Below are 14471 nucleotides of genomic sequence, written 5' to 3' on the forward strand. Positions count from 1 at the left end.
GCGAGTAAGATCCCTCAGAGATGATGAGGTTGATAGGTCTGGTGTGGAAGCGTGGTGACACGTGAAGCTGACAGATACTAATCGATCGAGGACTTAACCACACAAGAAAAGCGAGACGACTGTCCTGAAACGACAGGCACTGGAGTCATGACGAGGAGGCTGTTGCCGCCGCAGGAATGATGAAGTGATCCCGAGTTTCAAGGAGTCGCAGCTAGACAACACATCGAAGATGTTTTCAAGAACCATTATCTAGTTTTGAGGGAACAGATCCCTTGAATTTCATACAGTCTGGTGACGACGGCGAAGAGGTCACACCCGTTCCCATGCCGAACACGGAAGTTAAGCTCTTCAGCGCCAATGGTAATTGGGGGTTTCCCCCTGTGAGAGTAGGACGTCGCCGGGCACCACAAGAGTAGTCGAGAGACTGCTCTTTTTTGTGTTTCAATCGATGTCCGCAAGGACATCAAGCAACGTTGAAGGAGAGGGTTGAGAGGAAAAATATATCGGTGTGATCCTGAAGTATATCGGTACGGATTCAACATTTATCGGTGCGATTTTGAAATATAACGGTGCACATCTAAAATATAACGGTGCAATTCCGAAATTTATCGGTGATTACCCAAAATAGGCAAGTAACCTTTGATTAATGGTGTTGGGATGAGCGCCATGATGCAGAGGACCGCGTTTTAAATCGAGAAAAAGCGAAATTGAGGTACTCAGAAGAAGATACAGCAGTAGGTCCTTTTTATTGTTTGGCGTGAATATGGCCTAAATCCGCGTGATTATCAGGAAATTGGCGCGATTACAGAAATATCCGCGTGATTATCAGGAAATCGGCGCGAATCCGTCCGATTCTTGCGTGATTAATTGAATTTTGGAAACTGTACAATATGGTTTCCCAATAAACATGGTGAGAAAATATACCAGGTTATATGGTTTTTCGGTGTGGTTTCGTTCATGTTATATTTGTTGATAGATGGAGGCGATAGAATTGAATAATAATTTCCGTTTTGATTCCAAGGCAGTACATTTTCATAAAAGGCTTAAGTCAGAGTCAACAAGTAAAGCGCAACCGATTTATCAAACGTCCGCATTTAAATTTAAAAACCTCGAAGAACTAGAGGGTTATTTTGAAGGTAAATCACCTCATATGTATTCCAGAGTAAGTAATCCGAATACAGAAGACTTGGGAACAGGAGTCGCACAGTTAGAAGGAGCACCTAATGGCATTGCGACATCATCAGGAATTTCGGCAATTTTAGCCGGTATCCTTGCTGTTGCGGAACAAGGATCCCATATTGTCGCTTGTGAGGATCTATACGGCGGGACCTATCAACTGTTGGCAAAAGAATTACCTTCTTTAGGTATTGAAGTCTCTTTCACTTCTTTTGAAAGTGAGGAGAGCATCCGTTCAGCCATGAAGTCCAACACGGTTTTACTTTACTCTGAATCGATTACTAATCCATTTTTACGGGTGGAGAATATAGATTTAATCGTTAATATTGCTGAAGAGACAAATGTCTATACGATGATTGATAACACATTTGCGACACCTTATCTGCTTCAGCCGTATCTAAAAGGAGTTAACCTTGTAGCCCATAGTGCGACGAAGTATATCGGGGGACATTCAGATATCACAGCAGGCGTAGTTGTCGGAGATACCGCTCTTGTCGAAAAAGCAAGGAGCAAGGTCATGAATTTTGGCAGCAACCTCAGTCCATTTGAAGCGTGGTTAACGTGTCGAGGGTTGAAGACCTTAAGTGTCCGGATGGAAAGGCATACGATGAATGCTCAGAAGCTTGCGAGCTTTTTAGCAGAACATGCTGGTATAGAGAAGGTTTATTTTCCTGAACAAGCGTCTGATAAAGGGAATGGAGCCATAGTATCGATTGTTTTAAACGAGGAGATCGATCCGAATCATTTTTGTGAGAAGCTAGACTGGATTGGTGTGGTTCCGACTTTAGCAGGAGTTGAAACGACTGTATCCTATCCGATTGGGACATCCCACCGAGCTTTACCAGCGAATGATCAGGAGCGTTTAGGGATAACCAAACAATTGATCCGTATTTCAGTAGGGATTGAAGATTACCAGGATATTGAGGATGCGTTCAGCAAGGCATTATCTTAAATTGACGGGAAGTGCTGCTTTTTGTTGGCAGTACTTCCCTCCTTATAAAATGTTTAAAATTCACTTGCATTCATAACTAATACGTGTTATATTAGTAATTGTCCGGTTGAAAAGGACCGTCACTTTGCAGCTAGCATCGACAGTGTACGCTCGCAGAGAAAGGACGACATCAAGAACAAAATTATCGTCCGTATACTATTATCGTCGCGGGGTGGAGCAGTCTGGTAGCTCGTCGGGCTCATAACCCGAAGGTCGTAGGTTCAAATCCTATCCCCGCAACCAATAAAAGTTCATTGTACTACGTCGAACTTCAAACTTTCAATGAACATATGGAGTACCCGAAGGGGTGCAACCAATATAAAACGTACTACGTCGAGTTATCATCAAAGTTCGTTTTAAATCGTGGTGCCTGGTTCAACCATTTTAAGTCAAATAAACACATACATAATTGGACCCGTGGTGTAGGGGTTAACATGCCTGCCTGTCACGCAGGAGATCGCCGGTTCAAATCCGGTCGGGTCCGCCATTAACATGAAACAACGGTTTCGTGTTTTTTTATTTTCGTCAAAATGAGCCAATCCTTTACGATTTTCCACTCCGAAAATAAAGTTGATAATTTGTCACAAATTCTGGAGATCCTTATAAGGGTCTTTTTTATTGTTAAAATGCTGAACGTTCTCCTCCATTTATCCCCACAATCACCGTCTGGAACTTAAGTACCGCCACTTTCACCACCGTCATACTTGGAAACGTTGGAAACGATTCCCTCTGAATACCGTTCGTTTTCACCTCTAAACACTACTGAAAAAAATTTTTTTGAATCCTCTAAAACCCTTATGCCAACGCAATGTAAGCGTTTACTAAAAAACTGATTAGTCTAAATTATCTAAAAATAAGGTTGACCTTTTGAAAACACCGGAGTAATATTGTCATCAACATAATTCTCTGACAAAACTTCATTGCCCGTCAGAAAAGGTTTGAAACCAAATTCAAAATAGCAAAAAAGAAAAGATATGAAATAGAAAAAATGATATGAAAGGAGCGATCGACATGAGCGAACAATGGATTTACCTGAACGGCCATTTTGTTAACAAGAATGAGGCTGTTGTATCTGTGTATGACCACGGATTTTTATACGGAGATGGGGTGTTCGAAGGTATTAGAATGTATGATGGCAACATATTTCGCCTGAAAGAACATGTTGATCGCCTATATGACTCGGCGAAATCAATCATGCTTGACATCCCGAAAAGTAAAGATGAATTGACGGAAATCATCGCTGAAACATTAAGGCGGAATGATTTGCGTAATGCATATATACGTGTAGTCGTATCAAGAGGAGTCGGAAACCTCGGGCTTGATCCAAGTTCATGCAGAGACCCTCAAATCATCGTCATTGCGGAACAGCTTGCTTTGTTCCCGAAAAAGCTGTATGAGGCTGGAATTGAAATCGCTACGGTCGCAAGCAGGAGAAACCGTGCGGATGTATTATCGCCAAAAGTGAAATCGTTAAACTATCTAAATAATATCCTCGTCAAAATCGAAGCCAATCTCGCTGGTGTGAGTGAGGCATTGATGCTCAACGATCAAGGGTACGTTGCAGAGGGTTCTGCCGACAATGTCTTCATCGTCAAAGGCAATGTGATCAAAACGCCGCCAGGCTATGTGGGAGCGTTAGAAGGTATAACGAGGAATGCCATTATCGAAATTGCTCAACTATTAGGCTTTGAAATGCGGGAAGAGGTATTTACCCGACATGATGTTTATACAGCAGACGAAGTATTTTTGACTGGAACAGCTGCAGAAGTGATTGGTGTTGTGAAAGTCGACGGAAGACAGGTAGGAGACGGACGTCCTGGTGAATATACGAATAAGCTTTTAGAAGCGTTTAGAAAAACAGTGACAGAAGATGGATATAAAGTTTACTCAGACAAGAAGGTCCAAGCGGGATAATCGCAAGTTGGTGGTGAATTAGATGCGAAGTGATATGATCAAAAAAGGAATAGACCGTGCACCGCACAGAAGTCTGTTACGTGCCACGGGAGTTAAAACAAGGGATATTGAAAAACCGTTTATCGGTGTGTGTAATTCCTATATCGATATCATTCCGGGCCATATGCATTTGAATGTATTTGCACAGGTCGTGAAAGAAGCGATCCGCGAGGCAGGAGGCATTCCCTTCGAATTCAATACGATCGGCGTGGATGACGGGATTGCGATGGGCCATATCGGAATGAGGTATTCCTTGCCAAGCAGGGAAATCATTGCTGATTCGGCTGAGACCGTGATCAATGCCCATTGGTTTGACGGTGTATTCTACATCCCCAATTGTGACAAAATCACTCCAGGGATGTTGATGGCGGCGGCAAGGACGAATGTTCCTTCCGTATTCGTTTCGGGCGGTCCGATGGAAGGCGGAACATCGAAAGAGGGGAAACCATTATCTCTTGTTTCCGTTTTTGAAGGTGTCGGCGCTCACCAATCCGGAACAATGACAGCAGAAGAACTGTTGGACATCGAGCAAAACGCTTGTCCGACATGTGGCTCCTGTTCAGGGATGTTCACAGCGAACTCGATGAATTCCATGATGGAGATGGTCGGCTTAGCGCTACCGGGTAATGGAACGATCGTAGCTACATCCAATGAGCGTCATCGACTGATAAAGGAAGCTGCTCACCATCTCGTCGATATGATCAAGAAAGATATCAAACCGCGAGACATCATTACGAAAGAGGCAATTGATGATGCATTCGCACTTGATATGGCTATGGGTGGCTCGACGAACACGGTACTTCATACCCTTGCGATCGCGAATGAAGCAGAGGTTGAATATGATTTCAAGCGAATCAATGAGATCGCTGAAAAGACCCCATACTTGGCAAAAATCAGCCCGGCATCAGATTATACGATGGATGATGTTCACAAAGCCGGCGGCATAAGCGCAATCATCAAAGAACTTTGTAAAATAGATGGATTGATCAACCGTGACAGGATAACCGTCACTGGAAAATCGTTATATGAAACAGTCGAAGCTTACGATATCAAAAATGACAAAGTGATCCGAAAAAAAGATAATCCGTATAGTAAAGTCGGCGGGTTATCGGTATTGACCGGAAACATCGCTCCAGAAGGCGGAGTCATCAAAGTTGGCGCTGTCGACCCATCCATCAGGACATTCATAGGCAAAGCGATATGCTTTGACTCCCAGGATGAGGCTCAGCAAGGCATCGATGACGGTACGGTCCAAGAAGGAGATGTTGTCGTCATCCGGTATGAAGGTCCGAAAGGCGGTCCTGGGATGCCTGAAATGTTAGCCCCGACCGCAGCCATTGCGGGACGGGGACTGGATAAGAGGGTAGCGCTCATTACTGATGGCCGTTTTTCAGGGGCATCCCGAGGCATCTCCGTCGGTCATATATCACCCGAAGCGGCAGAGGGTGGACCGATCGCTTTCGTAAAAGATGGAGATTCAATTTTCATCGACCTTGAAAACCGTTCAATCAACCTGATGATCTCGGAAGAAGAGTTAGAGGAGCGCAGGCAAAATTTTGAACAACCGCCTCCGAAAATCAAAAAAGGCTATTTAGCCCGATATGCAAAACTAGTTACATCAGCAAGTACAGGCGGAATAATGAAAATTTGATACAATCAAATCGACGACGAGGTAAAAGTGGTTGGAACTTGTATTTCCAGAGAGCCGGTATAGGTGGAAGCCGGTAATACTCCCAGCCGCGACATCCCCTCTGAGTGTGGCACTGAACTGTTCTAGTAGGTGCGGCCGGGTAACTTAACGATAAGTTACCTGTTATAAAAAAACGGGACCGACCCAAAAAAGAGTTGGGTCAGCCCCCTGAGGTAGCATCTGTAAGGGTGCTATAAACAAAGGTGGTACCATGAAGAGGATCTAAGCCTTTTCATCCTTTACGCAATGAAAAAACATTGCAGTAGTGGGTGGAAAGGCTTTTTATATGTAACAAAGCTTTGAAAGTATTGGAGGGTCACCGAGGAGGCTGTCGCCGCCGAAGTGAACTGAAAATGTTCCAGGTGCTGGAGCCAGCATCACTTCTTGCGCCATAATCAAAAAAATTCAGAGAGGAGATTTGAAATGAAGGTGAAAGTAAAGGCAGAGCCTGAAGAGCAGCGGCTGACTGGTGCCGAGACTCTGATTCACGCCTTGAAGCAGGAGAAAGTCGAAGTCGTTTTCGGATACCCGGGAGGAGCGGTTTTACCAATCTATGACGCACTTTATCGAAATCCGATCAGGCATGTCCTGGCACGACACGAACAAGGCGCAATCCATGCAGCTGAAGGGTATGCAAGAGTCTCAGGAAAGCCCGGAGTCGTTTTAGCGACTTCCGGACCAGGTGCGACCAATCTGGTAACAGGCATAACAGATGCGATGATGGATTCACTGCCACTTGTCATTTTTACAGGGCAGGTCGCCTCTGGTGTAATTGGAACAGACGCCTTCCAAGAAGCAGATGTGACTGGCATCACGATGCCGATCACGAAACACAATTACCAGGTGCGTGACTTGAAAGACCTCCCTAGGATTGTGAAAGAAGCTTTTCATATCGCATCGAATGGCCGGCCAGGACCAGTGCTCGTTGACATTCCGAAAGATGTATCAGCAACAGCGGCAGAAGTCAATTTTGGTGGGAAGGTCCATCTGCCAGGATTCCAACCGACGAAAAATCCGAATGTATTGCAGATCAAAAAACTGAATGAGGCAATCGAATCTGCCAAGAAACCAGTTATTCTAGCAGGAGCTGGTATCCTTCATGCAAAAGCATCTGAACAATTACGGGCGGTAGCTGAATCGAAAAATATCCCTGTCGTCCATACACTACTCGGTTTAGGCGGCTTTCCGGCAGATCATCCGTTGTTTCTCGGAATGGGAGGAATGCATGGTTGTTACGCAGCCAACATGGCTTTATACGAATGTGATCTGCTCGTCAATATCGGTGCCAGGTTCGATGACCGTCTGACAGGTAATTTGAAAACATTCGCCCCTGAAGCTGTTGTGGCCCATATCGATGTAGATCCAGCAGAGATCGGAAAGAACGTTGAAACGCATATCCCGATCGTAGGAGATGCGAAAGCGGCACTGCAGAAGCTTGCAGACGAACAAGGATCAAGTTCAATGTGTGAAGAATGGCTCGTTCACCTGCGTCAATATCAACAGGAATATCCGTACTGGCACAAAGAGTTGGAGGATGTAATCTCCCCGCAAAAGCTGATTTCAGAAATCCACTCGCTGACAGGTGGAGATGCAATCGTAACGACAGATGTCGGCCAGCATCAGATGTGGGCGGCCCAATACTACACATTCAACGATCCACATAAATGGGTGACATCCGGAGGACTGGGAACGATGGGATTCGGCTTCCCAGCAGCAATCGGAGCCCAAATCGCTGAACCTGATAAAAGAGTGGTAAGCATTGTCGGCGACGGTGGATTCCAAATGACATCCGAGGAGCTCATCCTCTTGAGGGAATTGGACCTTCCAGTCAAGATCGTCATCGTCAACAATGGAACTCTCGGTATGGTAAGGCAATGGCAGGAATCCTTTTATGAACAACGTTATTCACACTCTGTTTTCAACCTGCAGCCAGACTTTGTCAAACTAGCTGATTCATATGGCGTTAGAGGATTCAAAGTTTCTACAATCGAAGAGGCGAAAGCGTTACTATCCGAAGTCTTGAATGATGATGAACCAGCTTTGATCGATTGCCGCGTCTGTGCGGCGGAAAACGTGTATCCGATGGTGGCCCCAGGAACAGGGCTCCATGAAATGATCGGGGTGAAACCATGAAGAGAAGAATCGTTACAGCAACTGTTTTGAACCAAAGTGGTGTGTTGAATCGGGTGACAGGGCTTTTTACGAAGCGCCATTTCAACATCGAGAGCATCACAGTCGGTCATACCGAAACAGAAGGGATTTCGAAAATGACTTTCGTCGTCAATGTCGAGGATGATCGGCAAATCGAACAGCTCCTGAAACAGCTGAACAAGCAGATCGACGTCCTCAAGGTTTCCGATATCACAAACCAGGCGATCGTTGCTCGGGAACTCGCACTCATCAAAGTACTCGCAACCGGACAGACGAGAGCCGAAATTAGCGGCATTGTCGAACCGTTCCGGGCATTGATCATCGATATGTCAAGAGATACCCTTACAGTCCAAGTGACAGGGGACGCAGAAAAGATTGAAGCGATCATCGAGCTGTTAAGGCCATATGGCATCAAGGAGCTCGCCAGAACAGGGATTACCGCATTTACAAGAGGGTTTCAGAAGTCAGTCACTGATCTTAAGCATTACACACTTTTAAAATAATCGAAAGGATGATGGATAATGGTCAAAGTATATTATAACGATGATGTAAAGAATGATGTGTTGAAAGGAAGAAAAGTCGCTGTAATCGGTTATGGTTCCCAAGGTCACGCACATGCACAGAACTTGAGGGATAGCGGATATGATGTTGTCGTCGGCTTACGTAAAGGGAAGTCATGGGAGCAAGCGGAAAAAGACGGATTCGCTGTCAAATCTGTCAGAGAAGCGAGTGAAGAAGCGGATGTCATCATGGTCCTCCTTCCAGATGAATGGCAGCCTGCCGTTTACAATAATGAAATCAAACCGGGTCTTACCCCAGGTAAAGCATTGGTGTTCGCACACGGATTCAACGTCCATTTCAACCAAGTCGTCCCTCCCGAAGATGTCGATGTATTCCTGGTTGCCCCAAAAGGACCAGGGCATCTCGTAAGAAGAACGTTTGAAAGCGGGGCTGGGGTTCCGGCACTGTTCGGTGTCCATCAAGATGTGACGGGTGCAGCTGAAAGTTTAGCGTTAGCCTATGCGAAAGGAATCGGAGCGGGCCGAGCAGGTATTTTGGAAACGACCTTCCAGGAAGAAACGGAAACGGACTTGTTCGGTGAACAGGCAGTCCTTTGCGGAGGGCTCACCTCTCTTGTGAAGGCTGGATTTGAAACGCTGGTGGAAGCAGGCTATCAGCCAGAAGTCGCCTACTTCGAATGTCTACACGAACTGAAGCTGATCGTCGACCTCATGTATGAGGATGGAATCGAAGGAATGCGTTACTCTGTTTCTGACACAGCACAATGGGGTGACTTCGTGTCAGGCCCACGAGTAGTGAACGAAGAAACGAAAGCAAGGATGAAGGAAGTGTTAGAAGATATCCAATCCGGAAAATTCGCGAAGGGCTGGATCCTGGAAAATCAATTGAACCGTCCTGTCTATAACGCTACGAACCAACGGGAGAAGAATCATCAGATCGAGGTAGTAGGAAGGAGATTACGAGACCTAATGCCGTTCATCAAGAAAGAAAAGGAAAAGGATGTGGTAGGCAGTGGCCAAAATTGATGTCTTTGACACGACCCTAAGAGACGGTGAACAATCAGCTGGTGTGAATTTGAATCTCCTGGAGAAGCTTGAAATCGCCAATCAATTGGAACGACTAGGTGTAGATATCATCGAAGCCGGCTTTCCGGCAGCGTCTAAGGGGGATCTGCAATCGGTCAAGCGGATTGCGGAATCTGTGAAAAACAGTTCCGTCACGGGACTTGCCCGTGCAAATAAAAAAGACATCGATGCAGCTTGGGAGGCTTTGAAAGGATCTGCTGAACCAAGGCTTCATGTATTCCTTGCTACTTCACCGATCCACATGACCTACAAGCTGAAAATGACGACTGACCAAGTGCTTGAAAAAGCTGTGGAAACCGTCAAATATGCGAAAAAGAATTTTACACATGTCCAATGGTCAGCTGAAGATGCTTGCCGTTCCGATAAACAATTCTTGGTTAAGATTATTACGGAAGTCATCAATGCAGGTGCTACCGTCATCAATCTTCCCGATACGGTCGGTTATATGACACCTGAAGAATATGGCGGTCTGTTCCGATTCATCAAGGAAAATGTCCCTAACGTAGATAAAGTGAAGCTATCCGCCCATTGCCACAATGATTTGGGGATGGCCACAGCCAATACACTTGCCGCCATCGAAAATGGAGCGGACCAAGTCGAAGGAACCATCAACGCAATCGGTGAAAGAGCCGGAAATACAGGGCTTGAAGAGATTGCAGTAGCCCTTCACATCAGAGATGATGTTTACCGGGCGAAGACAGGTTTGAAGCTTGACGAATTGAAACGGACGAGCAACCTTGTCAGCAAGCTCACTGGTATGAAGGTACCTGGTAACAAAGCCGTAGTCGGCAATAACGCCTTCGCTCATGAATCAGGCATCCATCAGGACGGTGTGTTGAAAGAGAAGACGACTTACGAAATCATCAGCCCAGAACTGATCGGTGTCCAGACCAACCGTCTCGTCCTTGGTAAACATTCCGGAAGGCACGCCTTTAAAAACAAGGTGAAGGACATGGGCTTTGAATTGACAGACCAAAAGCTGAACGAAGCATTCCAGATGTTCAAGGATTTGGCTGATAAGAAGAAAGAGGTCTCTGACGATGATATTTTCGCTCTTCTTATGGAGAAACAGACCGAAGCAGAAGGCGTCCCAACTTACGAGTTGAAGAGCTTGCAAGTCCAATATGGAATGGATAATATTCCAACAGCGACGATTGCTGTCGTGAAACCGGACGGAACCCACAACCAGGAGGCGGCAACCGGGTTCGGAAGTGTCGAAGCGATTTATAACACGATTGAAAAGCTTATCGAGGATTCGATCGTATTGCTTGATTACAAGATCCATTCAGTAGGTGGAGGAAGAGACGCATTGGCTGAGGTTTATGTACAGGTGAAATACAATGATGTCCAATCAAGCGGCCGAGGCACCGCCCAGGATGTACTCGAAGCATCTGCAAGAGCTTACCTGGATGCAGTCAACAGGGTACGGAACGTGCATCAACGAGAAACGAAAAAAGCAACGGTATAAGTTAATCAATTTGATAACTTTGAAAACTGATATTTGATCAGAGAAGTGGTGGCTCAGCGACCCAGTCACTTGGATCACTTTAAACTGCTGCGGCGGCGACACCTTGATTATCATCTTATGTGTGAGCCAAAGCAGAACCAAGTCTTTGTTTGGTTCGAGCCTCCTCGTCAGTTTTCCAATGACCTACGTGACTAAGCGGGTCGCTTCCGCTTTTCTAACTAAATTCTAAGAAAATGGAGGGATAATGATGAAAAAGCAAGTGGCAGTACTACCAGGAGATGGAATCGGCCAAGAAGTCATGAATGGGGCCCTTGAAGTGTTAAGAGCTGTTGAAGATCAATTTGGACATCAATTCAAGGTTGTTCAAGCAGATATTGGTGGTGTTGCCATTGATCATCATGGCACTCCTCTACCAAAGGAAACACTTGAAGCGTGTAAACGAAGTGATGCCGCCTTGCTCGGGGCAGTCGGGGGACCTAAGTGGAATGAAGTACCTGTCGAACTCCGACCAGAGAAAGGGTTGCTCGGGATCCGGAAAGAGCTGGGATTATTCGGAAACCTCCGGCCGGTAAAAACGTTTGAAGCGCTCATCGATGCATCGCCCCTGAAGCCCAGCGTCGTTGAAGGCGTCGATTTCATCATCGTAAGGGAATTGACAGGCGGCCTCTACTTTGGAGAGCCGAGAGAAAGAAGAGGGAAGAATAAGGAAGTTGCAGTCGATACCCTCCAGTATGAGAAAAAGGAAATCGAAAATGTCGTCCGCAAGGCATTCGAGATCGCCTCTGGCAGACGGAAGAAGCTGACATCAGTCGATAAAGCCAATGTGCTTGAATCAAGCCGAATGTGGCGGGAAGTCGTCGATCAGATGGCACCGGAGTATCCGGACGTGGAAGTAGAGCATTTGTTGGTAGATGCAGCAGCGATGAAACTTATCTATCAGCCGAAGCATTTCGATGTCATCGTAACGGAGAACATGTTCGGAGACATCCTCAGCGATGAAGCCTCCATGTTGACAGGATCACTGGGCATGCTTCCATCAGCTAGTCTGCGAGAAGACGACTTCGGGCTTTATGAACCTGTTCACGGTTCTGCACCTGATATTGCCGGTAAAGGCCAGGCAAACCCGCTGGGAATGATTTTATCCGTAGCGATGATGCTGAGACATTCATTCGGAATGGAAGAAGAGGCAGATAGTGTCGAAGCCGCTGTGGAGGCAGTCCTTAGCTCAGGTGCCCGGACAGGTGATTTAAGCGGCCAAGAAATCGGTCCTGTTTTGAAAACGCAAGAGATGGCAGATCTCGTCGTCGAACATCTGAAGCCCAATCACGCCATGTCAGGCATTTTAGCAGCTTACTTGTAAGAAGAAACCCTGAGCAGTGGAGGAAATTGAAGTGAAACCAAAGAATATCATTGAAAAATTGTGGGATGAACATGTCGTCTATCAGGAAAGCGGTAAGCCGGATCTGTTATACATCGATCTCCACCTTGTTCATGAAGTCACCTCTCCCCAAGCGTTTGAGGGATTGAGGTTAAAGGATAGGTCAGTGAGACGGCCGGATCTTACATTCGCAACGATGGACCATAATGTACCAACGGTCAACCGGACAGTGATCAACGATGAAGTGGCAAAAACACAGATGACAAGGCTTGATAAGAACTGTAAGGAGTTCGGTATCGAGCTTGCCGATATCCATCATCCAGATCAAGGTATCGTCCATGTCATCGGTCCAGAATTAGGTCTTACACAACCCGGTAAAACAATCGTGTGTGGAGATAGTCATACCTCCACACACGGGGCGTTCGGGGCCTTAGCATTCGGGATCGGTACAAGTGAAGTCGAACATGTCCTTGCCACCCAGACACTCTGGCAATCAAAGCCGAAAACATTGCAGATTGAAGTCACAGGTAAACTCGGTTTCGGTGTGACTGCCAAGGACCTTATCTTGGGAATCATTGCAAAATTCGGCGTCGGTTCAGGAGCAGGACATGTAATCGAATTTACAGGAGAGGCGATCAGGAACCTCACAATGGAGGAGAGGATGACGGTCTGCAACATGTCCATTGAAGCTGGAGCAAAAGCTGGGATCATCAGTCCGGATGAAACGACTTTCGATTATTTGAAAGGGAAACGTCATGTTCCGGATGGAGACCAGTTCCAAACAGCTGTTGAGAAATGGAAGTCATTCGCCTCAGATGATGGGGCGAGCTATGACAAAACCCTTCAGATCAATGGTTCTGAAATAGAACCCCAGGTGACGTGGGGGACGAATCCATCAATGGGGATCAGCATCAGCAGCCATGTGCCATCTCCGGATCAATCCACAAAAAAATCGGAGCAAGAGGCTATTCAGAGGGCTCTGGCCTATATGGGTCTTGAAGGCGGCGAAAAAATCGATGAAGTTCCCATTGATTTCGTCTTCATCGGATCTTGTACGAATTCACGTTTAAGTGATTTACGGGCAGCAGCAGAGGTTGTGAAAGGCAGGAAGGTCAAGGACAGTGTGACTGCCCTCGTCGTCCCTGGTTCACAATCTGTAAAAAACCAGGCAGAGGAAGAGGGCTTGCACAAAATCTTCCTGGATGCAGGATTTGAATGGCGGGAATCCGGTTGCAGCATGTGCCTGGCAATGAACGATGACATCGTGCCACCGGGAAAACGCTGTGCTTCAACGTCTAACCGGAACTTTGAAGGAAGACAAGGGAACGGGTCGCGCACCCATCTCGTAAGTCCGGCGATGGCAGCCGCGGCAGCGATTGAAGGACGTTTTACAGATGTCCGTGAAATGATGACAGTAGTACATTAGAGGAAGTGAGAGTCATGAAAGGAATCCGTGAAATCAGTGGAAAGGTTTTCCCGCTCGATCGGGATCATGTAGATACAGATCAGATCATTCCGAAGCAGTTCCTGAAAAAGATCGACCGCCAAGGGTTCGGTCAATTCCTTTTCTTTCATTGGCGATATGATGACGATGGTGAATTACGCAAAGATTTCCACCTGGATGATGCGAAGTATGCTGGAGCATCGATTATAGTCGGAGGAGAGAATTTCGGCTGTGGATCCTCCCGTGAACACGCCCCGTGGGCACTTCAGGACTTCGGTTTTGAAGTTGTCATAGCTCCAAGCTTCGCTGATATATTTTATAACAATTGCTTGAAGAATGGGATACTGCCGATCAATTTGGAACACACTGAAGTCGAAACGTTATTAGAAAAAGGCTTACGGGCAGACTATTCGTTGACCGTAAATTTAGAGCAACAAACCGTCCATGATGGAGAAGGATTTGAGTCAACCTTTGAAATCGATCCGTATTGGAAACAGATGCTGCTGAATGGATGGGATGAAATATCAATCACCCTCTCTTATGAGGAGCAGATTGAACAATATGAAAAAACAAGACAGGAGTGAAGTGTGTTGGGAATTTCTTAAATGGTACT

At 46.2% G+C, this 14471-nt stretch carries 10 protein-coding genes, 2 tRNA genes and 2 rRNA genes; all 14 read left to right on the plus strand.

Annotated elements, in window-relative coordinates; translation table 11 throughout:
• Positions 1 to 101 (plus strand): 23S ribosomal RNA (locus L1611_RS17240); the annotation flags it as partial.
• A gap of 186 nt (positions 102 to 287) precedes the next feature.
• Positions 288 to 403: ribosomal RNA gene (rrf, locus tag L1611_RS17245) — 5S ribosomal RNA — on the plus strand.
• A gap of 588 nt (positions 404 to 991) precedes the next feature.
• Entirely contained in the window at positions 992 to 2128 is a 1137-nt protein-coding gene (locus tag L1611_RS17250; protein WP_322972572.1) for a trans-sulfuration enzyme family protein, read from the plus strand.
• 205 nt (positions 2129 to 2333) lie between these two features.
• A tRNA-Met gene (locus L1611_RS17255) sits at positions 2334 to 2410 on the plus strand.
• Positions 2411 to 2578: 168 nt separating this feature from the next.
• Positions 2579 to 2654, plus strand: a tRNA-Asp gene (locus L1611_RS17260).
• Positions 2655 to 3178: 524 nt separating this feature from the next.
• Positions 3179 to 4081 (plus strand): branched-chain-amino-acid transaminase, encoded by a 903-nt coding sequence (ilvE, locus tag L1611_RS17265; protein ID WP_236314962.1) that lies wholly within the window; start codon positions 3179 to 3181, stop codon positions 4079 to 4081.
• Between the two features lie 22 nt (positions 4082 to 4103).
• Positions 4104 to 5771: a dihydroxy-acid dehydratase gene (gene ilvD, locus L1611_RS17270; RefSeq protein ID WP_236314963.1), complete on the plus strand. Its 1668-nt coding sequence runs from the start codon at positions 4104 to 4106 to the stop codon at positions 5769 to 5771.
• Positions 5772 to 6233: 462 nt separating this feature from the next.
• On the plus strand, positions 6234 to 7943 hold the full coding sequence (gene ilvB / locus L1611_RS17275; protein ID WP_236314964.1) for an acetolactate synthase large subunit: 1710 nt from the start codon (positions 6234 to 6236) through the stop codon (positions 7941 to 7943).
• Positions 7940 to 8464, plus strand: coding sequence for an acetolactate synthase small subunit (ilvN, locus tag L1611_RS17280; RefSeq protein WP_236314965.1), 525 nt, complete (start codon positions 7940 to 7942; stop codon positions 8462 to 8464). The genes ilvB and ilvN overlap by 4 nt, the downstream gene beginning before the upstream one ends.
• A gap of 18 nt (positions 8465 to 8482) precedes the next feature.
• Entirely contained in the window at positions 8483 to 9508 is a 1026-nt protein-coding gene (gene ilvC / locus L1611_RS17285) for a ketol-acid reductoisomerase (RefSeq protein ID WP_236314966.1), read from the plus strand.
• Positions 9495 to 11036 (plus strand): 2-isopropylmalate synthase, encoded by a 1542-nt coding sequence (locus tag L1611_RS17290; protein WP_236314967.1) that lies wholly within the window; start codon positions 9495 to 9497, stop codon positions 11034 to 11036. The genes ilvC and L1611_RS17290 overlap by 14 nt, the downstream gene beginning before the upstream one ends.
• 247 nt (positions 11037 to 11283) lie before the next feature.
• Positions 11284 to 12396 (plus strand): 3-isopropylmalate dehydrogenase, encoded by a 1113-nt coding sequence (leuB, locus tag L1611_RS17295; RefSeq protein WP_236314968.1) that lies wholly within the window; start codon positions 11284 to 11286, stop codon positions 12394 to 12396.
• 31 nt (positions 12397 to 12427) lie between these two features.
• The gene (leuC, locus tag L1611_RS17300) at positions 12428 to 13840 is read left to right on the plus strand and encodes a 3-isopropylmalate dehydratase large subunit (RefSeq protein WP_236314969.1); all 1413 of its coding nucleotides are present in this window, start codon (positions 12428 to 12430) and stop codon (positions 13838 to 13840) included.
• Between the two features lie 14 nt (positions 13841 to 13854).
• Positions 13855 to 14442 (plus strand): 3-isopropylmalate dehydratase small subunit, encoded by a 588-nt coding sequence (gene leuD, locus L1611_RS17305; RefSeq protein WP_236314970.1) that lies wholly within the window; start codon positions 13855 to 13857, stop codon positions 14440 to 14442.
• The last annotated feature ends 29 nt before the right edge of the window (positions 14443 to 14471 follow it).

The organism is Pseudalkalibacillus salsuginis (assembly GCF_021646685.1).
Classification (GTDB): Bacteria; Bacillota; Bacilli; order Bacillales; family Fictibacillaceae; genus Pseudalkalibacillus; species Pseudalkalibacillus salsuginis.